The 25,981-nt window shown below is 48.6% G+C and carries 24 protein-coding genes; 19 read left to right on the plus strand and 5 right to left on the minus strand.

Features of this window, described 5'->3' with window-relative positions; all coding sequences use genetic code 11:
* Position 1 precedes the first annotated feature (1 nt).
* From ACOMDU_RS04360 to ACOMDU_RS04440, 17 genes are all read left to right on the plus strand, one after another.
* Positions 2-1,405 carry a Wadjet anti-phage system protein JetA family protein gene (locus ACOMDU_RS04360; RefSeq protein WP_421129217.1) on the plus strand — a complete coding sequence of 468 codons (1,404 nt, stop codon included), beginning with the start codon at positions 2-4 and terminating at the stop codon, positions 1,403-1,405.
* Positions 1,395-2,027, plus strand: coding sequence for a DUF4194 domain-containing protein (locus ACOMDU_RS04365; RefSeq protein ID WP_421129218.1), 633 nt, complete (start codon positions 1,395-1,397; stop codon positions 2,025-2,027). The genes ACOMDU_RS04360 and ACOMDU_RS04365 overlap by 11 nt, the downstream gene beginning before the upstream one ends.
* Positions 1,996-5,343, plus strand: coding sequence for an ATP-binding protein (locus ACOMDU_RS04370; RefSeq protein WP_421129219.1), 3,348 nt, complete (start codon positions 1,996-1,998; stop codon positions 5,341-5,343). The genes ACOMDU_RS04365 and ACOMDU_RS04370 overlap by 32 nt, the downstream gene beginning before the upstream one ends.
* Entirely contained in the window at positions 5,340-6,575 is a 1,236-nt protein-coding gene (locus ACOMDU_RS04375; protein WP_421129220.1) for a Wadjet anti-phage system protein JetD domain-containing protein, read from the plus strand. The genes ACOMDU_RS04370 and ACOMDU_RS04375 overlap by 4 nt, the downstream gene beginning before the upstream one ends.
* A 141-nt stretch (positions 6,576-6,716) precedes the next feature.
* Positions 6,717-9,422, plus strand: a complete 2,706-nt coding sequence (locus ACOMDU_RS04380; RefSeq protein ID WP_421129221.1) for an AAA domain-containing protein — start codon at positions 6,717-6,719, stop codon at positions 9,420-9,422.
* Between the two features lie 2 nt (positions 9,423-9,424).
* The gene (locus ACOMDU_RS04385) at positions 9,425-9,631 is read left to right on the plus strand and encodes a DUF7695 domain-containing protein (protein ID WP_421129222.1); all 207 of its coding nucleotides are present in this window, start codon (positions 9,425-9,427) and stop codon (positions 9,629-9,631) included.
* Between the two features lie 401 nt (positions 9,632-10,032).
* Positions 10,033-10,353 carry a DUF6809 family protein gene (locus ACOMDU_RS04390; protein ID WP_118684800.1) on the plus strand — a complete coding sequence of 107 codons (321 nt, stop codon included), beginning with the start codon at positions 10,033-10,035 and terminating at the stop codon, positions 10,351-10,353.
* On the plus strand, positions 10,350-10,811 hold the full coding sequence (locus tag ACOMDU_RS04395; protein ID WP_421129225.1) for a hypothetical protein: 462 nt from the start codon (positions 10,350-10,352) through the stop codon (positions 10,809-10,811). The genes ACOMDU_RS04390 and ACOMDU_RS04395 overlap by 4 nt, the downstream gene beginning before the upstream one ends.
* Positions 10,812-10,932: 121 nt before the next feature.
* Positions 10,933-11,619, plus strand: a complete 687-nt coding sequence (locus ACOMDU_RS04400; protein ID WP_421129226.1) for a hypothetical protein — start codon at positions 10,933-10,935, stop codon at positions 11,617-11,619.
* On the plus strand, positions 11,600-11,773 hold the full coding sequence (locus ACOMDU_RS04405; RefSeq protein ID WP_178265247.1) for a hypothetical protein: 174 nt from the start codon (positions 11,600-11,602) through the stop codon (positions 11,771-11,773). Before ACOMDU_RS04400 ends, ACOMDU_RS04405 begins: the two co-directional genes overlap by 20 nt.
* 230 nt (positions 11,774-12,003) lie before the next feature.
* Positions 12,004-12,426, plus strand: coding sequence for a helix-turn-helix domain-containing protein (locus tag ACOMDU_RS04410; RefSeq protein WP_421129227.1), 423 nt, complete (start codon positions 12,004-12,006; stop codon positions 12,424-12,426).
* A 14-nt stretch (positions 12,427-12,440) separates the two neighbouring features.
* Positions 12,441-13,358 (plus strand): HipA domain-containing protein, encoded by a 918-nt coding sequence (locus tag ACOMDU_RS04415; protein ID WP_421129228.1) that lies wholly within the window; start codon positions 12,441-12,443, stop codon positions 13,356-13,358.
* A 462-nt stretch (positions 13,359-13,820) separates the two neighbouring features.
* A complete protein-coding gene (locus ACOMDU_RS04420; RefSeq protein ID WP_213541927.1) occupies positions 13,821-14,030 on the plus strand; it encodes a helix-turn-helix domain-containing protein in 210 nt (69 codons plus the stop codon).
* Positions 14,030-14,476: a helix-turn-helix domain-containing protein gene (locus tag ACOMDU_RS04425; protein WP_421129229.1), complete on the plus strand. Its 447-nt coding sequence runs from the start codon at positions 14,030-14,032 to the stop codon at positions 14,474-14,476. The genes ACOMDU_RS04420 and ACOMDU_RS04425 overlap by 1 nt, the downstream gene beginning before the upstream one ends.
* Entirely contained in the window at positions 14,473-14,835 is a 363-nt protein-coding gene (locus tag ACOMDU_RS04430) for a hypothetical protein (protein ID WP_421129230.1), read from the plus strand. The genes ACOMDU_RS04425 and ACOMDU_RS04430 overlap by 4 nt, the downstream gene beginning before the upstream one ends.
* Positions 14,836-15,203: 368 nt before the next feature.
* The gene (locus ACOMDU_RS04435; protein ID WP_421129231.1) at positions 15,204-16,406 is read left to right on the plus strand and encodes a tyrosine-type recombinase/integrase; all 1,203 of its coding nucleotides are present in this window, start codon (positions 15,204-15,206) and stop codon (positions 16,404-16,406) included.
* Positions 16,370-17,872 (plus strand): tyrosine-type recombinase/integrase, encoded by a 1,503-nt coding sequence (locus ACOMDU_RS04440; RefSeq protein WP_421129232.1) that lies wholly within the window; start codon positions 16,370-16,372, stop codon positions 17,870-17,872. Before ACOMDU_RS04435 ends, ACOMDU_RS04440 begins: the two co-directional genes overlap by 37 nt.
* Positions 17,873-17,977: 105 nt before the next feature.
* On the opposite strand, the gene ACOMDU_RS04445 is transcribed toward ACOMDU_RS04440, so the two are convergent.
* The 5 genes from ACOMDU_RS04445 to ACOMDU_RS04465 form a co-directional block, all read right to left on the minus strand.
* Positions 17,978-20,011, minus strand: coding sequence for a hypothetical protein (locus tag ACOMDU_RS04445; RefSeq protein WP_421129233.1), 2,034 nt, complete (start codon positions 20,009-20,011; stop codon positions 17,978-17,980).
* A complete protein-coding gene (locus tag ACOMDU_RS04450) occupies positions 19,998-20,480 on the minus strand; it encodes a hypothetical protein (protein ID WP_421129235.1) in 483 nt (160 codons plus the stop codon). Before ACOMDU_RS04450 ends, ACOMDU_RS04445 begins: the two co-directional genes overlap by 14 nt.
* Positions 20,481-20,482: 2 nt before the next feature.
* The gene (locus tag ACOMDU_RS04455; RefSeq protein WP_421129236.1) at positions 20,483-21,442 is read right to left on the minus strand and encodes a hypothetical protein; all 960 of its coding nucleotides are present in this window, start codon (positions 21,440-21,442) and stop codon (positions 20,483-20,485) included.
* 4 nt (positions 21,443-21,446) lie between these two features.
* Positions 21,447-21,656: a hypothetical protein gene (locus ACOMDU_RS04460; protein ID WP_421129237.1), complete on the minus strand. Its 210-nt coding sequence runs from the start codon at positions 21,654-21,656 to the stop codon at positions 21,447-21,449.
* 556 nt (positions 21,657-22,212) lie between these two features.
* Positions 22,213-24,078 (minus strand): AAA family ATPase, encoded by a 1,866-nt coding sequence (locus ACOMDU_RS04465; protein WP_421129238.1) that lies wholly within the window; start codon positions 24,076-24,078, stop codon positions 22,213-22,215.
* A 188-nt stretch (positions 24,079-24,266) separates the two neighbouring features.
* Here ACOMDU_RS04465 and ACOMDU_RS04470 point away from each other — a divergent pair, with 188 nt between their 5' ends.
* Together ACOMDU_RS04470 and ACOMDU_RS04475 are read left to right on the plus strand one after the other, a co-directional pair.
* The gene (locus ACOMDU_RS04470; RefSeq protein WP_421129239.1) at positions 24,267-24,980 is read left to right on the plus strand and encodes a tyrosine-type recombinase/integrase; all 714 of its coding nucleotides are present in this window, start codon (positions 24,267-24,269) and stop codon (positions 24,978-24,980) included.
* Positions 24,977-25,936, plus strand: a complete 960-nt coding sequence (locus ACOMDU_RS04475) for a tyrosine-type recombinase/integrase (RefSeq protein WP_302648168.1) — start codon at positions 24,977-24,979, stop codon at positions 25,934-25,936. Before ACOMDU_RS04470 ends, ACOMDU_RS04475 begins: the two co-directional genes overlap by 4 nt.
* Positions 25,937-25,981: the final 45 nt, after the last annotated feature.

Consider the following 25,981-nt stretch of genomic DNA (forward strand, 5'->3'; position numbering starts at 1 on the left):
CATGAAGTTTTTTGAAGCGGTTCCTGGTGAGCTTTTTTCACCTTTGGCCTCGCCCAACCGCGCACTATACGCAGATGCTCTGGATGTGCTGTACACCGCATACCGTGAAAACCTTAAAATACGCGAAGACACGCTGTATTCTATGCTCCGCAGCAGATTGGAGCAGCAACTGGCGGATGCTACGTTTGAAGGGGAAGATATTGACGAGGATGAGCTGCGGGATATCTCCGGCCGTGCACGCTTTTTGATTCGGAAGCTCTGCGGTAAAGGCTGGTTTGAAAAGGAACGGGGTGACGATTTTGAGGAGTATATTACCGTCCCAAGTTACAGCAGCCGGCTGCTGGAGCTGTTTCACCAGCTCCGGGATGATCGTCCTGCTCGCGGATTTTCCTATGTGTTTGGTACCTACTCTGCTCTGAAGGTCGCCAATGAGAGCGAAAGCGTTTACGATAAGATGGCCGCAATTTACAGTGCCTATGATAACACCAGTGCTCTCATAAATTTGTTGCAAATGGTCTATCACAATGTGAAGCATTATTTTCAGATGCAGATAGATATGCAGGACGTCAATCAGGTATTGGCCTCTCACTTCAACGAGTTTGGACAGAAAGTAGTTGAGGCATACATACGACCGTTGAAAATTAAGGACTCCGTCCCAAAGTATCGCGTTCCAATTCAATCTGTTTTGAGAAGCTGGGCTGAGGATGATGCTCTGCTGCTTGCCATGGCGAACGCAGCTTTGCAGGATAAACGAGGAGATACAGTGGAAAACTGCCGTTCCGATCTGCTGCAAAAGATTTTCTGGATCGACGAGCGATATGACAATATAGAGCATGACTATCTCGATGAAATAGATGCGCAGGTTCGCCGCTATACGAGAGCAGCAACGCAAAAGGTAGAAAACCTGACAAATCGCGATCAAAATGTTCGGGGAAACTTGAATGTACTGCTCACGGCATTGTCGCGCAATCGACGCGCCGGTGATTTAGTAGACCGGATACAACCGGTATTTCAGCTTTATGAGCAGTCATTCCTTTCTGAAAAAAGCTTGTGGTATCGAAAGCGCCCCGAAAAACGGACAAGAGCTGCCACGGTTCTTATTCAGGAAACGGCTTCCGATGCAGATGCGGCCGCGCAGGCCGCACAGCTGCTGCGTTCCGAATATGGCCGCGCGGCCATTGCCGCCTATGTGCAGGGATGGTTGGGGGATGCAGATGTTCGCTACTCCAAAGATTTAAACATTAAGGATGATAAATCCTACATCATGAGTTTGCTGGCTGTATTGACCAGCGGAGATTCTGCCGCAGGCTATCAGATCAAAGAGCTGGGCGGCTCGTTTCATGAAAATGGCTATTCCATCCCTCAGATGCAGATTCGACGGAAGGAGAAGAAAAATGGATTTTGACTTCATTCGTAGTGCGACCTCCAAGGAATTAGAACAGTTCAAGTCCGTTTGCAACCAGCTTCTTAGCCGGACTTATATTGTGCGAACACTGTTTCGGCCGGGCAAAGGAAGGGTGAATAACCCGGATTATACGTTTTTATCTCTGCATTACGAAGCGGTGCAAGAATATCTTAGTCTGCTGGATTGGGATCTGCGCAAAGATGATTTAAACGGCTATTTCTATGTGATCAATACGGACGAAGCGAACCGCTGCAACCTGAACAAAAAAGAAACGGCCATTCTCCTTGCCCTACGCATGATTTATGAAGAAAATCAGGAACAACTCGGTCTGGAGCAGGATGCCGTTTGTACCGTGCGTGATGTTTTAGAAAAGGTCGTCACGGATTACGCAATCCTTCCAGCAAAGCCCAATATGGACGAAGTGAAGCGTGCGTTGACATTGCTGGAAAATCACTCGATTATTCAGCGGATTGAGGGAAAGTTCAATCAGAGCGGTTGTAAATTTTCCATATTACCGACCGTGTTGGCTGCAGTCTCCAGTGAAAAGCTGAACGATGTTGTGTCTGTGCTACGGAAGGAGGGCGATACCGATGAAGAAACTGAAGAAGATCCTGCTAATTAATTGGCTGTATTTCAGCAAAGAGATCATCGAGGTAGGTGATATTAATTTCTTGACTGGAAAAAACGGTGCGGGAAAATCCACGGTAATTGATGCCCTTCAAATCGTTCTATTGGGAGAAACAAATGCCCGCAACTTTAATCAGGCTGCCAATGAAAAGTCTCAGCGCACGCTGGACGGTTATTTGCGGGCAGATATGGATGAAAATAACCCGTATTCCCGCCGGGGAAAAGATTTCTCCAGCTACATTGCTTGTGAGTTCCAAGATGACGTAGTGGGCAGCAGTTTTGTCACGGGCGTTGTTTTTGATTGCCGCAGTGACGGAAGCAGGCAGGAACGCTTTTTCATTTGTGTGGGAACGCTGCCCGAGAACGGCTTTGTTGAAAATGGAGAGGCTATGGAGATTCCTGCGCTGCGCCGTTTTTTGAAGCAGAATTACGTTAAGGCGGAGATCTATGACACGCAGAAGGAATATCGCAGGAATATGCTGTCAAGATGGAATGTGCACAATGAGCAGGTCCTTCGAATGATGAAAAAGGCGGTATCCTTCCGCCCTATCGTGGATATCCAGAAATTCATTACCGAGAACATCTGCGACATACCGGAGAAGCCTGATATCGAGGCCATGCAGCAGAATATCCGGGATTATAAACGCCATGAAATGTTGGCACAGCGGCAGGAGGAGAAACTGACTGCTTTACAGGAGATAGGCAGACTCTATCGTGAAATGAATCAGGCCATTGACCGCTGGCGGGTGCAATCATTTTTGGTACTTTGGTCCAAAAAAGAAATGGAACAAGCCCAAATTGACCGATTTGAGCTTGAAAAGAGAGACAGTACCACAGAATTAGCCGCAATTGAAAAGAGTATCATGACGATCTCTGATCGAATCACACAGAAAGAGAACCGCAGGCGCGAACTTGACTTGGCCTGCGCGCAGAGCAGTGTGTTTCAGGAGGAAGAAAAACTCCGCAATCGGAAGCAGGCGCTGCTGGATGAGCAAAAAAGGCTGACGCAGGACCTCCAATCCTTGGCAATGGAAATAAAAAGGGAATCCCTTCAGCTGAATGGTCTGTGCGACGCAATCTTGAAACAAGATGCAGAAGGAGTCCTCGTGCCTGTGCAGGAAGCGGCCGAAAGCGTTCTGAAGGCTTATTCGCTTTTTACATCCGGAAGCTATGAGATATTCTCCTATTCATCGGCACCTTTTGAGAGCGCCCAGCAGGCAGCGGCTGAGCTTGCTAAGACCATCCGAGATGCGCTGCACAAAGCAGAAGATCGTCTGGCGGAGTTGAAGGAGGAGCAGGACCAAAAACGCACTGTCCTCGCAAATCTCCGAAAGGACATTAAAGACTATCCGCGAGGTCTACTGCAATTGAAGGCCCGCTTGGAATCTGAGCTGAACAGCCGGATCGGCAGTCCTGTGAGAATAGATATTCTTGCGGATGTCCTGGAGCTTGCGGACGAACGGTGGCGCGGAGCCGTGGAGGGATATCTCAATGCGCAGAAGTTTTATCTGCTGGTTGATCCGGCGTATTATAAAAGTGCCTTATTGATCTTTGACAGGATCAAAAAAGAGTTCGGCTTTGCATCGTTTGGACTGGTGGACATTGGTAAGCTGCGTGAACGAGAAACGATCCGCCCGCGCGATGACAGCCTTGCCAGAAAGGTGGATACTGATAACAAGCTGGCGCGCAGCTATATTGACTATCTGTTGGGGCGCGTCGTATGTTGTGAAAAAGCTGAACAGCTGCGCAATTTCAAAACCGCTATTACAGCAGACGGACTGCTCTACCAGGGATATGTTGTCCGTTCGATTCGTCGTGAGCTGATGGATGACGCATTTATTGGCCGTTATGCGGTAAGTCTGCGTGTATCTCGATTGGAAGAGGAGTTAACGCAGATTGAAGACCAGCTGCGTTATTGGAATCCTATCCGTCAGCTTTTGTCACAGTCAAAAGAACCGTTATTTACGCACTTTTTTGTCCAAAATACCGTGGCAGAAAAGCAAAAAGCATACCTGCACGGCATGGAGATCGCCAATGAACTGACCGATATCGATGATCAGCTTTCAAAACTGGATCTTTTGTGGCTGGACGAACAGCGCCGCACAATTGCTGCGCTCGGGGACGAAATCATAGCGCTGAATAAAGAAAAAGAGCAGAAAGGAATTCAGATCGGCCAGCACAAGGAACGTATTCGCCAGTTGGACTATGAGGTGCTGCCGGATCATTACCAGCAGCTATCTTATATGGAAGACCGCCTGCAAGATGAATTCCCTGTTGAATATCAGGAAAGCATCGGTCTTCCCAGATATCAGCAGGAGCTCGCCCGCCTGAAACGCGCAGACATCGTCCATAAGAACTTCAGCAGCCGTTTGGAGCAGAGCGTAAAGGAACAGGATACTGCCCGGAAAAAGCTTTTCATTGCACGTAGGGAGTATACGGACCGGTTTAAGCCATGTTCCTTCCGTGTGGAAGCCATGGATAATGATGAGTTTGAATCGGAGCGGAGGCTCTTGGAGGAAAGTGAGCTGCCCAAATACCGGGAAAAGATCAACGCTGCCCGAGAGAGTGCGATGGAACAGTTCCAGAATGATTTTCTGGCCAAATTGAAGTCCAGCATCGACCAAGTGCAGGATCAGGTGAAGAATCTAAATCGCGCACTGCGTCAGGCTCAATTCGGAACGGACAGTTATCAGTTCCGTGTGGAGCGTAATCCGGATTATGCAGAGTATTATGACATGATTATGGATCCGGAGCTTATGGAAGGCGATGTAGGGTTGTTCGCACGGCCTTTCCAGGATAAATATGGCCAGCTGATAGAGAAGCTGTTCAGCCAGATCACTACGGCGGATGATACACAGTTAAATGCGAGAAAACAAAGCGAGCTGCAGGAAAATATCCAACGATATACCGATTTTAGGACATACCTGAAGTTTGACCTGGAAACCACGGATCAAAACGGAACAAAGCAGCTGCTTTCTCAGACCTTGAACACAAAGTCCGGCGGTGAAACACAGACTCCGTTTTATATTGCGGTTCTGGCTTCCTTCGCTCAGCTCTACCGTGTGAACGATACATCCAGTTTCGGCAACACCGTCCGATTGGCAGTGTTTGATGAGGCATTTAACAAAATGGATAGTGATCGCATTATTGAGAGCGTCCGTCTCCTGCGAAGGATGGGCTTGCAGGCCATTATCTGTACACCGCCGGATAAGGTTTCGGATATTATGCCGATTGCAGACCGTACGCTGCTGGTAAACAAGGACAAATACATAATGCATATTCTGCCCTTTGGCAAGGAGATTGCTCAGTGAAAAACCAGAAGATAATTCTAAACCGCCTATTGAATAAATATGAAAACAGTAAGCATCTCCTCAATCCTGGAACATCGCTCAGAAGAGTTATGCTAAAAGTGGAAAAGAAAGACTTTCCTGAGTATATCTACGAAGATGCTGTGATACGGGATGCTTATAACGAAGCAGCCTTGGAACTTGAAAAGAAGCACTTGGTGCAGCTCGAGTGGGTGAAAGGCCGCCCGGTACTTTCGGCTATTGTGTTGCGCTTGGATCAGATCTCGCAGTGCTATGCTTTTGCCGAAAGAATGCATCCCAAGGTGCGAGCAAGTCAGATTATTCAGCTGATAGACGGCGGCCTGAAGGATGTTGCGATTCCCTGGATTATAGCATGGAAGGTAGATGTTTGCAGATCGGCAGCAGAGCAACTGAAAATTCCTGTCTTCTGCAAAACGGACGATACTCCATTGCAGGACCTGCTCTGCGCTTTCCGTGAGTATTCTGCTCTGTCCGGCAGTATAACGATGCGCGCATTCAGCAGCAAGTGCTTTTCCGATACCAAATACTTTGAGCGAAATGTGCGGGATCTGTTTTTGCGGATCGCAAGAAAATACGATGCAGATTTAGCGAATTCCTGCGATGAAAATGAATTGGGCGAAAGAGAACAGCTGGCATACTTGGGTATCTATGCTCGCCCGGAGTTATACGAGCTTGCAGGAAACTGTCTGGTTCGAACAGAACAGGGAACTATTTGTATTGGTGCCGCACCATACGGTTTGGCCTTACCCAGCACTTTGATCGATTCTATTACAGCAATCGACTTGACGGCAATTCAATGCATCACATTCATTGAGAATAAAACCAATTACGATGAATATGTGATGTCCGAAAAACAGCCGGGAGAGTTGGTGATCTATCACGGCGGATTCCTTAGTCCCCAAAAACGAAAGATGGTTACATTGATCGCTCATGCGGCAGCGAAAGGCGCTAAAGTGCGATTTTGGGCAGATATCGATGCGGGCGGTTTCCGAATGTTCGACAACTTGCAGAAGCTAATTTCTTCTGTGCTGCCCATGCGTATGTCAGGTGAACTTGTTGAAAAATTTTACGAACATGGTCTTATGCGCTCCAAAGAATACTTATCTGAGTTGGAAGCAGATTTAAAAAGCGGGAGATACTTACTGTTCAAAGATGCTATTGAAAAAATCCTAAGCTATGGCGTTACAATCGAGCAGGAGACGTTTTTGAACTGATTAGGGAAACATATTTACGCAGGGGATTGGATGTGCATCTACCGCTAAAATGCGGCTGATGGGCACAGCTATAATCCAGTGCGAATGTGCGGGGACAACCCATAAGTCAACAGCTCGCATTCTCAAGTGAAAGGATTGCCTATGGACGCACGAAAGCACTTAATCATCATAAAAGGAAAAGACCAGACGGACTCGGTCGCGAGCTTTCAGTTCCATGATGGGAAGTGCGAGGTCGTCTATACCAGTGCGCCCAATAAGTCATACAGCTTTCAGAGCAGTAATGTGGAGATACTGCCTCTGAAAAAGAAAATTGATCCTGCGCAGGTGATTGTCACCGCAAATAGGCAGACCATCAGCGAAATTGATGAGCTTCTCGACTTCGGCGGATATTACCGCATTGTCCGCAACGGAAAGAAAGATTTATCATTCCGTAGGAGTGAAGTGCAGTTCCAGCAGAATTGCCTGACAGACGGTAAAAATCAAGAAGCATTCCAATATTTCAAGGAGACTGCCGCAGCAATTAGCCTCGAGGTGGAAGGCATCAACATTCTGAGCATGCAGTACGATAAGATCAAGCAGGTCAGCGAGGATACCGTGCTGGCAAGCTATCTTGCACCGCAGAAGGAAGTCAAAGTACCACAGATGCCGGAGGCGGTGATCTATCCGTTTGGCTTGAACCGGAGTCAGAAGCTGGCGGTGGAGCGGGCGCTTTCCTCCAAAATCAGCATCATTCAGGGACCTCCGGGGACAGGAAAAACGCAGACGATTCTAAATATCATTGCCAATGTGGTTCGGAGCGGGAAGACCGTGGCGGTCGTATCTAACAATAATTCTGCAACACACAATGTGGCGGAAAAGCTGGAAAAGAAGAATGCCTCTTTTCTGACTGCGTTTCTCGGAAGCCTTGCCAACAAGCAAAAGTTCCTGGAGAATCAAACTGGCGCCTATCCGAATATGAGTGATTGGGAGATGCCCACAGAGGAACGGCAGCAGTTGGATCAAGAGACGACCGCGCTTTCCCAGGAGCTGAACGAAATGCTCAACGCCAAGAACCGCATTGCGGAAATTGAGCAGGAATTTTTGCAGCTGAATCCGGAACAGCACTATTTCGAGGAATATTACGCGACTTATAGCGACGCACCGACAGAGAGCCTGGACAAACTGTCCTCGCAGAAGATTCTTGCACTTTGGATGGAATTTGAACAGCACGCAGAACATGAGAGCCGCTTAGGCCTTTTGCAAAAACTCTCCATCATGTTCCGGTTCAATCGCAATGCACTCAAATTGTTCCTCCGTTCTCCAGAGCTTGTTATTCCCTATTTGCAAAGTCAGTTCTATTCCGTAAAGAGGCGGGAACTGGAGGCCGAAAAGCAGGAGTTGAACCGCAAGCTGGAACACTACGCTTTCGATGCGAAAATGGACGAGCTCACCCGAAAGTCCCTGCGACTATTCCGGGCAGAGCTGGCGACGCGGTATCACTGGCAGAGTGGCAGACAGCGCTTTGAAATGAGTGATTTCCGCCGGAATTCCGAAAAATTTACTCACGAGTACCCAGTGGCGCTCAGCACGACCTATTCCATCAAGGGGACGCTGAGCATTGAGCACATCTACGATTACCTGATCGTGGATGAAGCCTCACAGGTCGATCTGGCTACTGGTGTTTTGGCATTTTCCTGCGCGAGGAATATCGTGATTGTCGGGGACTTGAAGCAGCTACCCAATGTGCTGACAGAGGATGACATCCGCACCAGCGATGCCATCTGGCAGAAGTATTCCTTGGATGAGCGTTATCGCTTTTCTACCCACAGCCTGCTGTCCTCTGCATTGGAAATATGGCAGGACGCGCCTGTTACATTGCTGCGGGAACACTACCGCTGCCACCCGAAAATCATCAACTTCTGCAACCAGAAGTTCTACCACGGGCAGCTGATCGTTATGACGAAGGACCACGACGAGCCAAATGTATTGACTATGTACCGGACGACTGCGGGCAACCACGCCCGTGGTCATCTCAACCAGCGCCAGATCGATGTCATCCAGCAGGAGGTGCTTCCGCGGCTGCATCAGCAGAATTTCCAGAGCATCGGCATTATCACGCCGTATCGGGACCAGGTGACAGCCATCCGCAAGCAGCTGGGAGATACTTACGAGGTGGACACCGTCCACAAGTTTCAGGGGCGGGAACAGGATGCCATCATTCTAACTTCGGTCGACAATGTCATCACAGATTTCGTGGATGATCCTCATATGCTGAATGTGGCGGTTTCCCGCGCGGTTCATTCGCTGGCGGTGGTCACATCGCAGGACCCACGCAATGACCAAACCAACTATGGCGACCTAACGCGGTACATCGAATATAACAATTTTGAGGTTATCCAGAGCCAGGTCTACTCCGTGTTCGATATGCTCTATCAGGGCTATGCCGAGCAGCGAAGGGCATATCTGCAAAAACATAAGCGGGTATCGGAATACGATTCCGAAAATCTCATGTACTCCGTGATTCAGGAGGTGCTGTCCGAGGAGGCGTTTTCCTTCATCGGCTGCGCGGCGCATGTTTCTCTTGCGACACTGGTGAAAAACTATGAACCGCTGACAGAGGAAGAATGCCAATATGCCCACAATCCGTTGACCCATGTGGATTTCCTGCTGTTCAATCAGATGGATAAACAGCCCGTGCTGGCGATTGAAGTAGACGGGACTGGCTTCCACGAAGCGGGGAGCAAACAGGCAGAGCGAGACATAAAGAAAAACTCCATTCTGGAGAAGTGTGCCGTTCCGCTCCTGCGTCTCCGTACAGACGGCAGTGGAGAAAAAGAAAAGATTCGGGCTGTACTAAAGGGAGAATGATTATGCCGAGAATTATCAAGAACGCGATCAGATGCAAAAAGTGCGGAGATGTCATCGAGAGTAAAACCGTCCATGATTTCAAGTTTTGCAGCTGTGGTTCGTGCGCCGTGGACGGCGGCCACGATTACCTTCGCAGATGCGGGAATCGTGAGGATTGGGAAGAACTGTCCGAAGCAGAAAAAGTAGAGAATAACGGCGCGTTGACTTGATCATGCCTTGCGGAAATTGGTGGTGCCAGGATATCGCTTATCATCATTCGCAATGTCACCACGAATTGCCCAGGGCTGTCATCGTCATAAAAACTCTTAGCATGGATGCAAACAGAAGTAAAAATTGCTTAGGGGTATAGTTAACCTGCGAGAGCAAGTCACCGGCAAAGCAACCCGCAATCTCATCCTCGCATCTCAAAAGTAAATATCTTGGAAACCCGGTAAAATCAAGGGTTTCGGCTCCATGGGGGTATAGCTCAGCTGGGAGCCCGCACCACGAGTACCCCGCATCGCAAATAGCGGCTGAAACACAATGTTCCAGCCGCTATTTTTCTGAAAAAGTTTCAGTAGCTATTTCCGTCGAACTGTGGTATATGTTTGTGCTGCAAGGAGGCGAGCGCATGAAATACAAGCTGCTGAAAGACCTATACGATTGCTTTTGTACCCCGCCTGAACTCCAGGCTCAGAAACAGGAAATTGATGAATGCCATCAAGCACTTAGCAAGGTACTGGGCAAACTGGAGCGTCGGCTGGTGCTCCAGATCATCGACGCAAAAGACCGTATTGCGGAGGAGACCTCCATCGACAGCTTTATCGCTGGATTTGAACTGGCGTGGAAACTCTCCGTAGAATTGAATCACTACGAAAACGAGCGCTCAGTCTCCTGCCAAACGGCAATGGGATCAGGCGCTCGTTTCGCATCTAAGGAGGAAGAGAAATGAAGAAACTCATCATAGTGACAATGATTGCCGCATGTGTCGCCCTGTGCGCCGCTGTGTGGCCACATGGCAACGCGGTCGAGGAAACACCCGTCCCAGCCGCAGAAACCGCTGTGAGCGCCAAGGAAGCGACCGTTGCGGAAATTGAGGAACCAGCAACACTGGCAGAGAAGGAAAAAAGAACGATCCCGCAACAAGAAGCGCCCCAAGAAGAGCAACCTGAACCGAAGACAGGGCCTATTGAAACACCCGTAGCTTCCGAACTCCAGCTTTCCACGGGGCAGGCACCCGCTAAGAATTCCGCACCAGAGCCAACTCCGCCACAGCCTTCTAAAGAACTGCACCCCGGCGACAAAGTCTATGTGGCGGGCTTCGGATGGGTAGAGTACGAGGGACCTAATCACAGCAAAGATGGCACGGACATTTACGAAAACGGCAACAAAATTGGGATCATAGGGTGAAATATGCGGAAAACATTCAAAATGGGGTCAAGTCGCTATTGACAATCAAACTTTCTATGCTATTCTATAATGATTTAACCTCGATGTTGAATGGGTGGCATGGGCAAGAAGGAGAGTATGCATGGCGTATGAGTTTGTTTGCGAGTCCGAAGCAAAGCGCTATTGTTCGGATTGTTCAAGGACCCTTAAGAAAACCTGCGAGTTACTGAGGACGAAGGGGATTTCTGCACAGTTTTCGCTTGTTGGAAGCGGCGCAAGGAATATGATCACAAGAAACGGAGATGGTCCGTATGACCTTGACTACAATCTTTTGATCATGAAGGCAGAAGAAAGATATTGGAATGACCTGCGGTTGCTAAAAGAAACGGTAAGAAATGCTCTGAACCGGGCGGAGAGGAGAGAATTCTTTTCGGATGCCCAAGATTCAACTTCTTGCTTGACTGCACTGCTGCATTTTAAGGATACTCCAAATGTTGAATTCAGCTTTGATGTTGCTATTACCACGAAAAATAAAAACGGGAATTACATGCGCTTGATACATAACAAAAATGTGTACGCACTGGGCTTGGATCAATACACATGGAACGAAGTGCCGAACTCTCATCAAGTAAAAGATAGAGCGGATAAACTGAAGAGAGCGGGATTATGGCAGAAGGTTCGGGACAGGTATCTTGAGAAGAAAAATATGTATCTGTTTCGACAAGATCATAATCATCCATCCTTTGTGGTGTATGTGGAAGCGGTGAATGAGGTTTATAGCAGATATTTCAATAGAGGAGGTGGGTACAGTGTGCAATCGATTTTTTGACTACGATGACGGCGACTTCGCCATGAGCATTTCGGATAATATGGCGATGGACTCCGATGGGGATCTCATGCTGCGCATGGGCGATCACATGGCGATGGATATGGACACCGGCGATATTCACATGATCTCATCATGGCCAGATGATGACGAATAAATCATAGGCAGCAGCGCAGCGGCTGCACCGCCATAAACAAGGAAAATACTTTCAAAATCCAGGCAGAAAAACCAGCGGGACAGGCCATGAAGGCTTGTCCCGCTGTCTGTATCGTAATAGTCAACAGTTTTGGGGAGGGCAAATGCAAACAAACAGTTTGGTCAGGGGGAGTGAGATGTTTTCTCTTGACTGATTATCGGCGTACCGATATAATAAAAGCGGTGATGTATATGACGATCCAACAGATACTGCGGGAAAAGAACCTTTCCCGTTACCAGCTCTCCAAGAAAAGCGGTGTGCCTTGGGCAACGCTGGCGGACATCTGTTCCGGCAAGACGACGCTCTCACGATGCAGCGCCGGTACACTCGTGAAGCTGTCTTCCACACTGGATATCCCGATGGAGCAGCTCATTACGCTGACCGTGGAGAAACCGCAAATGCATGGCGGCAAGCCAATTGACCGAAGCTATTTGGAAAAGGATCTGCCCGCCAGTCTGGATAAAGCGCTTCGTGAGTATGTTCAGGGCGAAAAAGACAAGGTGTCTTATATGGACTGCCTGTGGGGAGAATTGTATAGTGCGATCAACTCCAATCAGTGGAGCAACGCCATTACACAGGAGCAGGCAGATTATCTTCGCGCAAAATATTTATAAGGGGGTGAGAACCCGTGATTGATTTTACCAACTGCCCAGTCAACCGCTTCCGCGCCTACGGCGGAGCCAATGGGAATAAAATCAATATCACCTATCAAGGACACAGTTATATGCTCAAGTTCCCGCCAAAGCCCAGCCGAAATCGGGATATGAGCTACAGCAACGGCTGCATCAGCGAATATATCGCCTGTCATATCTTTGAAATGTTGGGCTTTCGGACGCAGGAAACGCTCCTCGGAAACTATACGGACAGCCGCGGCAAAACAAAGCTGGTGGTTGCATGCCGGGACTTTACAGAGGGCGGAAAACGGCTCATTGAGTTTGCCCATCTGAAAAACACCTGCATCGACAGTGAGCAGAATGGTTACGGAAAAGAACTGTCCTCCATTCTGGAGGCCATTGAGGAGCAGAGTATTTATCCCGCCGATGAGCTGCGGCAATTTTTCTGGGATATGTTTATTGCGGATGCGTTCCTTGGAAACTTTGACCGGCATAACGGCAACTGGGGCATCCTCGTGGATGAGGAGAAGCAGCAGGCAGAACTGGCACCGGTCTATGATTGTGGTTCCTGCCTATACCCGCAGCTTGATTTGGAACGGATGAAAAACGTGCTACAAGACGAAGCGGAAATCGACCAACGTATCTATACTTTCCCAACTTCCTCTATCGAAGAAGGCGGGAAAAAGATATCTTATTTCGATTACATTTCTTCGCTGAAGAATCCGGATTGCAATGAGGCGCTCAAGCGTGTCTGTTCAAGAATCGACCTCGATGCGCTCCATAACTTTCTCGAAAGTGTCCCTGAACTGCTGCCGATCCAGCGTGAATTCTATCTGACCATGCTGACCGAGCGCAAGGAGAAGATTTTGGATTACAGCTTGAAACTTTTGATGGAGCAGGAGCAGCACACCTCACCGACGCTGGGAATGTAAAACCGAACACTCAACTCAGGGAGCCGCGCCAATTGGCGCGGCTCCCTTTTTGCGTCCATGGTATGTATGGGATTCAAAGAAACGGAATGGCGTATATTTTAGGATATCCGGCATGAACATGAAAACGATTTTTAAGCGTGTGGATCGCATAGAAAAAAGGCCCAAAAATTGCTGAAGAACGGCAATAGGTAGAGGAATGTTAGAATTGTCCCTCATGAAGCTGTTGGATGGTATGGAACTTCTATTTGCTGTCTCAAAAGATACGCCGCGATAGACAAAGAAAAGATTTTCTAAAACAGGGTGTGCAAAACATGTTTTCCTCCGCGATAAGTGGAGGGATTTTTTTAAGGCATTTAGCAGGGAGCAATTCTCTGTATTCAAATCGAACTGAAAGGAGTGATGCCTATAGGCTGCGTTGTAGCTTCCGTCAACAAACATCAAAAATTATAAAGGAGGAATCCAATGCAAGAATCCACATTCACCAACTACGATCAGCTGCCGCTGTTCCTCAATGCGAACACGGTGGCGCAGGTGCTGGGCGTGTCCATCTCCAGCGCCTATGAGCTCATGCACGAGACGGGCTTCCCCGCGCTGCGGATAGGCAGCCGCATCGTGGTACCCAAAGAAGAGTTCCGCCGGTGGGTAGATGCGCAGACAGGAGGTGATGCCTGATGTTCCGGCGTTGGCCTAAGCGAGATCCGAACAAGTATTACTACCTCGTGCCAAACGAGGTGTTCAACCTCGGTCTCAGCTCGCATGAGATTGCCGTCTACAATTACCTTCTGCGCTGCGAGGATCGCAGAAGCTACCAGTGCCATCCCAGCTACCGCACCATCGGAAAGGCGGTGCAGCTGAGCGAAAACACCGTGCGGAAGTATGTGGCCGGTCTGGAGGAGAAGGGGCTTATTCACACCGAGCCCAGTACCATCACCACAAAGGACGGCCGCGTGCGCAACGGAAGTCTCATCTACACCATCCGTCCCATTCAAGAAGCGTTGGAACTGAACTACCATCGGCAGTTCCTTCAGGCGGAGCGTGACATGGAGCGGGCAAGGGCGGAGAAGCGGCTGGCCGAATTGAATCAGCAGAATAAGAAGAAGGAGGAAGAAAGCGCATGATGCAGCAGATTGCAAACTTCATCGTGAACCATGACCCGATGATGGTCCTTCGGCGCACACACGACACAGTGCGCTACATCCGGTGGGCGTGGAACAAGGATCATGCCGACCCCATCGACGCAGAGGAGCTTCGCCTGTTCCTCTGCGATGAACACTACGGTGATCTGACCGATGAGCAAAAGACCGTTGCCCGTCGGTGTAGAGATGAAATGCGAAGTGTCTATGCGGAGCTGTGCGTGCGCTTGCTGCAAAGTGAGATCATGCTGGAGCAGGGCATGGTGCCGGACATCAGTACCTACCGCAGTGTGTTCTGCCCGGAAGGGGGTGATGCGCCGTGGATGCTTGACCGGGCGGGATGACCGAAAATCGGACCGATTTGCCGCCGACGAAAGAAAAGCAGGAGAAAGGACCGGGGTCGTAAACGCCCCGGTCCGTCCCACAAATGCCCGCAGTGCGGGCATTTTCAAGGGTTTGTGACCGGGGACAGAGGCACGCTCCTTTCGGGAGTTTGTACCCTGTGGAACGCTCCGAGTTCCAGTTTCTTCAGTGTTTTCAAGGGTTTCCGCCGACGCTCTACCGGCCCCATGCCCCGATTTTGATCCAATTTACACCTAATTTGCACTTCAAAACGCAGAAAAAGAATTGAGAAAAGCAATAGCTATTTCCGCAAAAGTGTGGTAGTTGTTTGTGTTACAAAAAGAAAACGAATCCAAAGGAAGTGAAATACATGGCAAAACGAAGACCGGCCGGTGACGGCATGGTGCGAAGGCGTGACGACGGACGCTGGGAGGGCCGCATCGTCATCGGCCACCGGGAAAACGGCGAGCCGCTGTTCCGTCATGTGTATGCCAAGACGCAAAAGGCCCTGCTGGACAAGCTGCACCAGAACATCGAGTGCTACCGCGATGTGGAGCTGACCGAGGACAGCCGCATGACGCTGAGCCAGTGGCTGGATCGCTGGCTCACGGAGTACAAGGCGGGTACGGTGCGGCCCGGTACCCTCGAGGGCTACCGCCGCTACATCGAATACTACATCAAGCCGCAACTGGGCGACAAGCAGATCTCCCTCCTCTCCCAGCAGGACATCCAGCGGATGTACCGCCGCCTGAAAACGGAGGGGCGCATCCACGAGCATCCCGAGATGGGGCATCAGCTCTCCGACTCCATGGTGCGCCACATTCACTCCACCCTCCACGCCGCACTGAAGGACGCGGTGCAGGCGCATGTCATTCCCAGGAACCCCACCGAGGGGACAACGGCGCCCAAGCCCAACTACAAGCCCAAGCGCATTCTCACCCGTGCGGAGTTGGACGACTTCCTTACAGTGGTGGAGCAGGACGAGGTGTGGCGGGACTTCTTCCATACGGAGCTGATGACTGGCCTGCGCCGCGGTGAGATCTGCGGTCTGCAATGGGGCGACTTCGATGAGGACACCGGGACGCTGAAGGTGTGCCGCACCCTCCACAGCCAGCGGAAGGGTGAGTACACCGTCGGTGAGACAAAGACCAATCAAGGTATGCGAACCATCATCCTGCCGCACAGCGTGACTGAAATCCTGCGGCGGCGCAAAGCGGACGCCATCAGCAAATGGATTTTCCCAGACCCCGTGAAGCCGGAAAATCCAGTCGACCCCAATGCGGCCTATCGCCGCATGAAGACGCTCCTTCAGCGGGCGGGACTGCCCAGCATCCGCTTTCATGATCTGCGCCACACCTTCGCCACCCACGCTCTCACCAGCGGCGTGGATGCTAAGACCCTGTCGGGGATTCTGGGGCATACCAACGCTTCCTTTACGCTGGACACCTATACCCATGTCACCTCGGATATGCAGAAGCAGGCCTGCGGTATCGTGGGCAGCTTCATGGAAGATATCTTCGGAAAGGAGTTGAAACCGTGGCAAGAAAACGAAAAGCCGGAGATGGAACTGTAAGGCAACGCAAGGACGGACGCTGGGAAGGACGCATCGTCATCGGTTACGATGATAACGGCTATCCCAAAACGAAAAACGTCCTCGCCAAAACCAAGAAGGAGTGCGTCGAGAAGCTCCAGAAGCTCAAGGAGGAGTGCGGGGGACTGAAGCCGGAGAAGGTGCGGGCCGAGATGCCCTTCGGGGACTGGCTGACATACTGGTACGAGAATCACTCCAAGCCCAAGATCCGCCCAACTACGCAGGAGACCTACGAGAGCCGCATCCGCCTGCATATCATTCCGGAGATTGGGGACATCCCACTGAATAAGCTGACACAGAACGACCTGCAGCAGTTCTACGGTCGGCTCAAGAAAAGCGGCCGGAAGCGGTTCACCGACAAGTACGGCGAAGGGCTGTCCGACCGAATGGTGCGTATGTGTCACGCCACCTGCCGCTCCGCATTGGAAAAGGCGGTGCAGGATGGGCTGATTCGTGTGAACCCGGCCATCGGCTGCAAGCTGCCGCCGAAAAAGGCGCGGGAGATGCAGGTACTGACGAGGGAGGAGCTGCAGCGGTTTCTCATTCAGGCGAAGTTCGAGGGCTACTACGAAGTCTTCCTTCTGGACTTAGCCACCGGCCTGCGCCGGGGTGAGCTGATGGCGCTGCAATGGGACGACCTGAACTTCAAAACCGGCGTGCTGAATGTGAACAAGCAGGTCTACGATGTGCGGGGTCAACTCCAGATCAGCACGCCCAAGACGAAGAACTCCATCCGAAAGATCGTCCTGCCGCCCGCCGTGGTGGCGGTGCTGCAAGAGTATAAGAAAACAGTGGACTCCCGCTGGATGTTCCCGTCGCCTGTCAAGGAGGACTGTCCCATTACACCCGGCGTGGTACGCCGCAGACTGCAGTTCATCTTGGAGCACACAGGATGCAAACATGTTAGATTTCATGATCTGCGCCACACCTTCGCAACGCTGGCGCTGGAAAACGGCATGGATGTGAAAACGCTCTCCGCCATGCTGGGCCATGTGTCGGCGGCCACCACGCTGGACATCTACACCCACATCACCGATGATATGCAGCGCACAGCCGCCGCCAACATCGACCGGAGCATCGGCAAGGCAGCGCCACAGGAGGACGCTTCAGAGCCGGGGCAGGAAACTGCCCCGGCCACGGCGGACAAGCCGAAAATGACCGACTTCAAGCCCTATGTGGGCCGCAAGCGCAGATCCGGCACCGGCTGCATCAACGAGATCAACGACCACCTCTTTGAAGGGCGCTACTCTCCCAAGTGGCCCGACGGCAAAAAGCACGCCCGCAATGTCTACGCTCACACCCGTGAGGAGTGCGAGGAGAAGCTGAAGACGCTGATCGAGGAGATGAAAGCGGAGATTGCGGAAGCACAGCGACTGAAGGACGAGGGCAAAGGTGATGGGCGACCACCGGAGGAGAAGAGAGGCAGACATGGGCAAAAAGTAAAGTAAAAAGAATCACCGACAAGGAGGCTGAGTAATTCTCCTCCTTGTCGATGATTTTTCAGCGTAGTGAAAATGTTAGTAACCTATTTTTGCTGTTACACCATACCTTTATCAAGGCAATAACTGAAAGGCTTTCCCTGTTATATTGATTTTCTGATATGTATCTGGTTTCAGATTATCAATTATTTCGATTAGTTCATGACTATTTAATGTAATAGCCATTATTACTTGACAATTTGTGTGTAAAAATGTTGTGGATTTAATAAAGTTATCCATATCTTTGGGGACAATACTCTGCTGCGCAGGTTCATCAAAAATTATTATCCCTGGATGATTCCCACCTTTTTCAAGCGATACTTGTAGTAACGCCATCGTAAATGCCCATATTACACGGATACCGTCACTTGCAGAAGAGTCAAATTTCATATCAAATCCATCAATTGTTGGCAATAGTGATTCTTCGGATATGTCAATAGCGCCCAAATCGCTCACACTACTATAGTGATAAAGTTTCAGGTTCTCAATGAACTTTGACTTTAATAGACGAATCTTCTCTACATCCGCATCTGACTTATCATGCTTAGGCAATTTTGCTTTGTGTGCAAGATAAGTCTGCCATTGCTCAGACAGATCATCAAGGTCAAGAAGAAATTTGTCTAATTCCTTCTGAAGTTTTTTGGATTCTTCTATTTTTCCACTAATCTCGATTTTTCTTAGAACAATTGCTTCAGAACTATCATTATCTGTAGTCATATACAAGTCTGATCTTAAGGCTTGTGCTAAACGCCTAAGAGTCAATATATCTGCTGCCAGCCGCAGTTTTTCTTGCTCAAGTTGTCCTTTTCGAGCTTGACGATTATCGAGGGCAAATGCCAACATTTTCTTTTGCTCTTTTAAATGGAGGATATTGGCCTCGATATCCATAAAGACAAAATTAGATTTGGCAAGGATCATATTATCATGGATCTCCTGATTACAAACAGGGCAGATACTGGAACAATTATCTGTCGAATTATCAGAACCAAAATTTTGGAGCCGTGCCGCATCATTATTGTTCCGAATGTCTGCATCGATTAATGCGATATCTTTCTCTAAGTGTTGAATGGAGTCACTTTCAAAGGATAGCTCTGTCGTAATATGATCTTCATCTTTCTCAAGATTGCGTATTGACTTAAGGGTTTCAGAAAGTTCACTATTTAGCTCATTAAAATTGTCGATTACTCGAGGCTTCAGAAGACATATCGAATTATACTGGTCTTGGAGTTTTTGAATCGCATCGGCTATTGGTTCATTACGATCCGAGAAAATTGCTATCCGCGCATAATCATTGTCATTTAATACTCGAGGGTGTAATGGCAGATTAATTACTGCCCCGCCATGGCTTGTGACATAATACTGAAATGCTTCGATCCTTTTTTCCCAGTCTTTCTCGATTTGAATCTTGACATTTCTTAATCGAGCCCGCTCTTTTTCGTTCTTTATTGTGTCTAAATCCAAAAGAAATTCAACAACTCGTTTTTTGGATTCTCTTATTCCCAAAACGGGCATTCCAGATAGAATATCTGACCAGCCGTGTTTTTGTTCGATAAACATAGCTGAAAAGATAATTTGTAAGTATAGCTTCCTCTCATTTCCATCCGATGTTCCGACCATGGGAAGAGAAATATGTAAGAATTCTTCTAAAAAGTTATGAAATCCTTTTTCGCTGGTAGCCGCATTTTGAATATTGACATAAAAGTCAGATACCTGAGTTTTTTGATCCTTTATAGCATCATAAGTGCTGTAGTAGACGCTTACTAAACGGTTATCTTTACTTTCTGAAACAATATTTCTATAGATAGTTACAGTATCGTATCCGTTAGAGATTTCCAAATACGCACCAGATTCTAATACTCTATAAGAATTTTGATTATCTTCGATTTCGGATTTAAATACGGATGTTAGCACTTTGCTCCCAATACCGCCAGTGCCACCTATGATTTGTTCCAATCCTAAACAATAGTATATTGCAGCAAGGATGGAGCTTTTCCCGCAAGTATTATCTTCACTTGCAATGAAGTTTAGACCGGAGGAGAAAGAGGTATCAATTCCGTATACTCCGTTGACGGTATTAATTTCAACCCGTAGACGATTAATTCGAAGCATTGTTAGTCCTCCATAAGTCGGCCAATTCTTTGATTTTTCCTTCTGTTAGTTTTTTGGAAAGATCTCCTAAACTGGTTAATTCGCTCGTCATTAAGTCACCAACAATTTTGATTCTTTCGGCCAAATTATGGCCTTTAGTAGTTAGCTTATAATTTCCATTTCGCTGTTGAGAAACAAAGCCGTATGCTATGGCAAATGTTAATGCTTTATTGACTGCTGGATCAAAGCGCACAATAGGAGCAGGGCCATAACCTTCTGCATAATTAATAAGGTGGCTCATTGTTTCCGATGAGAAGAGCGCGTATGAGATCATCTGTAATTTAATCAGAGAACAAGAATCACCCCAGCCACATATCCGCATAATTAGACAGAGTTGAGACACTTTATAACTTATTCGATAGTTGTATGGAACAGCATCTGGTTTTGCGTTAAATACAATATCTCCTTTAATTAAGCTATCATCTACCATTATCACATACTCCTAAATTCCATTGAACAGTCCGCAAGCCAGCTGGCAATTAAGTCCTGCTTGACCTCTGCTATTGATGCTTGGTTAAAAATTGTTGAAAAGTCCTTTTCCAACTTCTCCCCGAAGTCAGATAATATGGTGGAAAATACAGATTGATTCATTAAGTGATCAGTATTCATTAATGTTCTAATGGATACTTCGTTTTTGAAACTTTGCTCAAGCCTGTACAGGTCTTCATAAATCTCAGGGAAACCAATTCGCAGATTGGACATATTTTCCATTCCACTGATGTAATAATCAACATATAGGCCAATTACCCGATTCAATGCTGGATCTGCAGTATCATCAATGTGCATTACGGCTTTAATCTTTCTGCGGATGTTTTCAACTTTTGCGGAATCACATTTTGTCCAATCAGGGGAAGAAGTGTGCTGAACTGCTAAATTTATCCTGTTATTTGTTATTGTTGTTCGGATGATATTGCTAATTTCAGGTGCCAGATCTTCTGCGATTTTTATTATGATTTGAAAATCGTCTGCTATATGGCTATAAATGCTTGGCTTTTTTGACCTCTCGGATAGCACTTCTGCTTGTTTTGTTGTTGCATGCATAAGAATTCTCGAGTCTTTATATTCGGGTATGTTGAAATGCCACTCGTGAATGGGCGGAATTCCAAGCGATTTCATACGTGAGCCATTTTCCATCAATTTTTTTATATCTGCTGATAATTTATCTCGCTGGTGGTCATACAATTCGTTATCCGAGTAACTACGTTCAGGGCAATAACATTGGTGTACAATGCCGCTCTTTGTATATCCTTCGATCCCAGCATCGCCCTTATGGACGGCAGGAATCGCTACATAATGTTGCTCTTGATACTTCATTCGATAGCAGCGTACGCAGAGATCCTCCCAAGCGTCTCCGTTCATATTTCCTTCAATTAAGTTCAGAATTTTGCCCATATAATTAGACCTCCACAAAAAGGTTAATGTCTAAAGTATTTATTTCAATATTAGGCATCAAGGAAATAGCGGAAACATCGGTGTAAAATTCATCAAAATTGTGCAAATAGCGAACTTTCACAATATCAAAACCGACTAAGATATCCTCAATAATTGCTGCTCGATGTATTAGATAGACTATATCTCCAATTTGGGGGAATGTATTTCTTATCACTTAAGAGCCCCCTATAATTAATAAAGCCGTATGGGAAAGTTCCACACGGCTGCCTTGGCGGCGCAGAGGCCTACCGTTAATCAATTATAATACAATTTAGCGAGAATTGCAATAAGACATCACGTTATATAATTGCCCTCAAATCCTGCGCCGCAATAGACAAAGAATAAGAAAAATCCCTCTGAAATCGTTGATTTCAGAGGGATTTTGGTCCGAGTAGTGCGGCTCGAACGCACGGTCTCCTGGACCCAAACCTATGTCTGAACCTTCAGCAAGACCTGTTGCGCCCTCTTTGGCGCTTTCCGGCACTCCTGCGGTTCCTCTTTGGAACTCTTTTGCCCTGTTCATTTCAGACACCGCTTTCGTCTTTTGGGATTTGTGTGGGATTGAATTCTGTATATTAAAAGTGCTTCCGACCGGGTTTACCTCCAACAGCAGGTGCTTTTTGCCGCAGAGAGCAGCTCAGAAACTGCGCCGCATAAACAAAGAAATAAGCGCGATGACAAAGAAACAGCAGGCTGACTTGGATGATAGCCAGCCTGCTGAGCGAAGATGTTTATTCGATGTTTTGCCTTTCAGCAGCAATGCGTGTTCTTTTACCAGAGAATGCAATGCCGATTTTTATAATTGATGTAACATTCATTGCCTGCAAATCAACGCTGTATGCACGGTCGTTAATCTGTTGCAAGGCAACATTAGCAAGGTCTTCAAGCTGTGTTTCAGAGCGGTCTTTCCCGGCCTTTAATTCAATCAGAATACCAGGCAGCCGCTTATTCAAAGGAAGCATCTGAATATCAAATCGTCCATCACCAGCTTCGCGATTGGAGGTAATGCGATAGCTGTTGTCCATCACAGCGCACATACCCAATATCAGACCATGGTAAAATGTTTCGTCGGCAGCATCGTGGAAACTTATTGTTTGGAGCAGAAACTTCTCCAAGGTTTTTTGCAGTGAGTCGCTATCTACCTTGTAGATAGCTTCCTGAATAGCAACAGCAACGGAACGAGGAATAATATTCTCAAGCTGAGAGAGGATCTCCTTGCTGTAGACGAAAGAAATCTCTTTGTTGGGCAGAGCCACTTCGCACATATAATCCTCGCCGTAAGACTGGTCGCAGCTCACAGCCTTCAAATAACCTGCCACCAGCAGGAAGCTGTAAACAGAGGACGGATCATTCTGGATCTGCGGATAAATGACGCCGGTGTCAATGTGCGTAACGAAGGATTCGCCCTTCATCAACAGCTCCAGACGCTCCATAATATCCGGCGTTGCAGAAGCCAGCACCTCACGGATGATGTCATTGCTTCCGGTGGACTGCCAGAATGCTTTGGGACGGCAGTTATTATTGAAGTATCCAATGACAGACCAGGGATTAAAAATCTCGGTATTGCCGAAAAGGTAACCATCATACCACTCGCAAAGCTCCTGATATTTATCAGAAGCATGATAGTAGTCTGCCATCTCGTGTACTTCGCTTGAAGTGAAGCCGAAATATTTACTGTAGCGCTCGTCTAAAATCGAGTTGATCTTCAGATTGTTCAGGCCACTGAAGATACTTTCCTTGGCAACACGCAGGATGCCGGTCAGGAAACCATAGCTCAGATGCGGATTGTCTTTCAGACCACCGGAGAACAGGTTTCGCATGAACCCGATGATCGTGTCGTAGAAGCCGCTCACATGGCCCTGCTGAATGGGAGTGTCATATTCGTCAATGATGACGATAGGTGCGACATCGTGGTGCTTATGGAGGAGCAGCGTCAGTGTCCGCAGGGACATTTGATATTCCACTTCGTCAGCGGCTTCTGTTGCAAGAAGGGAATATTCCTCTTTTTCGTAATCACTAAGTGCGGAACTGGCTGCCAACTCGTCGTGGCGGCGGAATTCCTGCGCGATCAGCTTTTGGAGCGTCTGATAGGTTTCTTCCCAAGAGGTGTATTTAACATCCTTAAAGGACAGGAAGATCACAGGGTACTTTCTATGGTGGGCAAGATAGGATTCTCCGCATGACCAGATTTTCTTATCTCTGAAGTAAACGGAAGTGTCCTCGGTCGTCTTTTCAAAGAAAGTGCGGAGCATATCCATGTTAAGCGTCTTGCCAAAACGTCTCGGACGGGTGAACAGGGATACCTTGGGGCGCTCGTCCAGAAACTCTTTGATCATTAAGGTCTTGTCTACATAGTAGTAGTTTTTGCAGGCGTCCCGGTAATCAGATACGCCAATAGGCAACGGCTTGCGCGCAGATGATGCTGCGGGCTTTACCTCACTCCGATGACCACGCTTATCCATCGGCTTTTGAGCGCTGTCCGGGATAAACCACTGCCTGCCCTCCTTATACGCGCCGGAAATGCGTCCGGCTTTGCAAAGCGCATTGACCCGCCGTTCGGTGATCCCCCAAGCGGCAGCCGCTTCTTTGATCGTCATATTGGAACACCTCCATTGCAGTTTGTCAAGAATATTATAATCGCTGCTCCGAATAAAATCAACTATATTATTCCGAACAATAGAGGCGTTATTCGGAATAGTAGTTTTCCTGCAAATATTCTGTCCTTTCCGATAGCTATTTCCTGCTTTCTGTGATATTGTTCGTTTGCCAAAAAGGAGGCGATGATATGCAGAAAGAAAATAATCTCACGGTCGGGCAATGGTGCGACCACTGGTTCACCGCTAACCGCCACAAATGGAATAGCAACACCGAGGGCGGGTACCGCAATCTGATCTACAGCCACATCATCCCCGGCATCGGAAGTGTGGCGCTCTCTGACCTGACAGAGCAGACCATCACCGATTTCTATGAGACGCTACGGAGTCAGGGACTCAGCGCCAGAAGCGTCTGGTGCGTCCACCTGCTTCTGCGGCGGTGCATGGACGAAGCGGCACAGGACCAGCTTATTCCCTACAACCCGGTGCGGCTCTGCCAGGAGCCCAAGGCAGAGGAATACAAAACAGCCCCTTTGCGATTGGGGCAGCTCCAGCGTTACCTGAACGCAGCGGAGCAGCTCGGCGTACTTCCCGTCATCTATACAGGACTATCAAGCGGCCTGCGGCAATGTGAACTGATCACCTTGTCGTGGGCCGATTTTCATATCCGCTGCAGGTACATCCTCAAAGGCCAGCGGTTGCTGACGCTCAATGAGAAAGCGGCGTATCTCCTGACGCGGATATCAGAAACCAGTTCATCATATGTGTTCCAGAACCCTAAGACCGGAGTACCCTACAAGCTCCACGAGTTCTACTACTTACACAAGAAGATCCTGAAACAGGCCAGGCTCCCGTGGGTGGCCTTTCGGGATCTGCAGCGCCAGTGCATGGAGGTGGGAATATGACACTTCAGGAATACATCAGCTTCTGGCAGGAAACCTATGACAAGCATCAGAGCAGGCCGACTACCTATGCGGCACACAACTATGTATTCAAGAACCATATTCTCCCCGGTTTGGGTGATATACCGCTCTCTGAATTGACATCGGAGATGGTTGGAGAATTTCTGGAGGAACGGAAGCGCTTCGGCAATCATCGAACCGGCAGCTCTGGCTTGGGAGAAGAAACCATGCGGCACATCCACCGCCTGCTTCAGCAATGCCTGGACCAAGCCATGCGGGATGGCCTGATTGGCGATAATCCCGCCAGAGCGTTCCACTACTCCAAGCCAAAGAAGGTCAATGCCGATGTGCTGACGCCGCTGGAGATGGAGGATTATCTGGATGCGGCAGAACGGCTGGGGCATCTCCCCATGTTCATGCTGGCCTTAACGGCTGGCCTGCGGCAGGGTGAGCTCATCGCCCTGAAATGGAATGACCTCAATGTAAAAAACAGGACGCTGACCATATCAGAGCAGCGCTCTGTAGAACGGCGGGAACTGATCGAATATGGCTCGGAAACGAGAACAATAACCTTGACATCGGAGGTGATCGACCTCCTGATCATGGAACACACCAAGCATCCAAAAAGTCCGCTGATGTTCATGCATCCAGCAACGCAGAGGCCCTACTCGCCGCAGATGGTACGCCGGATGCATAACGAGATCATCAAGGAAGCGGGGCTTGACCATATCCGATTCACAGATCTCCGGCACACCTGCGCCGTTCTATCTCTGCGGAACGGCATGGAAACCAAGGAACTGGCGCGGATGTTGGGACATTACCGGCCATCGATAACCCGGCAGAACTATGAACCTTATCTGCCGCACAAGGTGCAAAAGGATGAAGATATACCAAACGAAGCCACTCAGGGCGAGCTTCAGCAGGCGGCAAATGCTCTGGATAATCTTCTGAATTTCTGATATCTATTCCGCAAAAGGTGAGTTGTCCACAGAACTCAATCATTT

Origin of the sequence: Vescimonas sanitatis, from assembly GCF_049060325.1 — a bacterium.
GTDB classification, from domain to species: domain Bacteria; phylum Bacillota; class Clostridia; order Oscillospirales; family Oscillospiraceae; genus Vescimonas; species Vescimonas sanitatis.

What these genes read in the sequence shown, in the direction of transcription:
- ACOMDU_RS04360 (WP_421129217.1), top strand. Translation starts at nt 2, where the DNA reads ATGAAGTTTTTTGAAGCGGTTCCTGGTGAGCTTTTTTCACCTTTGGCC.
- ACOMDU_RS04365 (WP_421129218.1), top strand. Translation starts at nt 1,395, where the DNA reads ATGGATTTTGACTTCATTCGTAGTGCGACCTCCAAGGAATTAGAACAG.
- ACOMDU_RS04370 (WP_421129219.1), top strand. Translation starts at nt 1,996, where the DNA reads ATGAAGAAACTGAAGAAGATCCTGCTAATTAATTGGCTGTATTTCAGC.
- ACOMDU_RS04380 (WP_421129221.1), top strand. Translation starts at nt 6,717, where the DNA reads ATGGACGCACGAAAGCACTTAATCATCATAAAAGGAAAAGACCAGACG.
- ACOMDU_RS04385 (WP_421129222.1), top strand. Translation starts at nt 9,425, where the DNA reads ATGCCGAGAATTATCAAGAACGCGATCAGATGCAAAAAGTGCGGAGAT.
- ACOMDU_RS04390 (WP_118684800.1), top strand. Translation starts at nt 10,033, where the DNA reads ATGAAATACAAGCTGCTGAAAGACCTATACGATTGCTTTTGTACCCCG.
- ACOMDU_RS04395 (WP_421129225.1), top strand. Translation starts at nt 10,350, where the DNA reads ATGAAGAAACTCATCATAGTGACAATGATTGCCGCATGTGTCGCCCTG.
- ACOMDU_RS04400 (WP_421129226.1), top strand. Translation starts at nt 10,933, where the DNA reads ATGGCGTATGAGTTTGTTTGCGAGTCCGAAGCAAAGCGCTATTGTTCG.
- ACOMDU_RS04410 (WP_421129227.1), top strand. Translation starts at nt 12,004, where the DNA reads ATGACGATCCAACAGATACTGCGGGAAAAGAACCTTTCCCGTTACCAG.
- ACOMDU_RS04420 (WP_213541927.1), top strand. Translation starts at nt 13,821, where the DNA reads ATGCAAGAATCCACATTCACCAACTACGATCAGCTGCCGCTGTTCCTC.
- ACOMDU_RS04425 (WP_421129229.1), top strand. Translation starts at nt 14,030, where the DNA reads ATGTTCCGGCGTTGGCCTAAGCGAGATCCGAACAAGTATTACTACCTC.
- ACOMDU_RS04430 (WP_421129230.1), top strand. Translation starts at nt 14,473, where the DNA reads ATGATGCAGCAGATTGCAAACTTCATCGTGAACCATGACCCGATGATG.
- ACOMDU_RS04435 (WP_421129231.1), top strand. Translation starts at nt 15,204, where the DNA reads ATGGCAAAACGAAGACCGGCCGGTGACGGCATGGTGCGAAGGCGTGAC.
- ACOMDU_RS04445 (WP_421129233.1), bottom strand. Translation starts at nt 20,011, where the DNA reads ATGCTTCGAATTAATCGTCTACGGGTTGAAATTAATACCGTCAACGGA.
- ACOMDU_RS04450 (WP_421129235.1), bottom strand. Translation starts at nt 20,480, where the DNA reads ATGGTAGATGATAGCTTAATTAAAGGAGATATTGTATTTAACGCAAAA.
- ACOMDU_RS04455 (WP_421129236.1), bottom strand. Translation starts at nt 21,442, where the DNA reads ATGGGCAAAATTCTGAACTTAATTGAAGGAAATATGAACGGAGACGCT.
- ACOMDU_RS04465 (WP_421129238.1), bottom strand. Translation starts at nt 24,078, where the DNA reads ATGACGATCAAAGAAGCGGCTGCCGCTTGGGGGATCACCGAACGGCGG.
- ACOMDU_RS04470 (WP_421129239.1), top strand. Translation starts at nt 24,267, where the DNA reads ATGCAGAAAGAAAATAATCTCACGGTCGGGCAATGGTGCGACCACTGG.
- ACOMDU_RS04475 (WP_302648168.1), top strand. Translation starts at nt 24,977, where the DNA reads ATGACACTTCAGGAATACATCAGCTTCTGGCAGGAAACCTATGACAAG.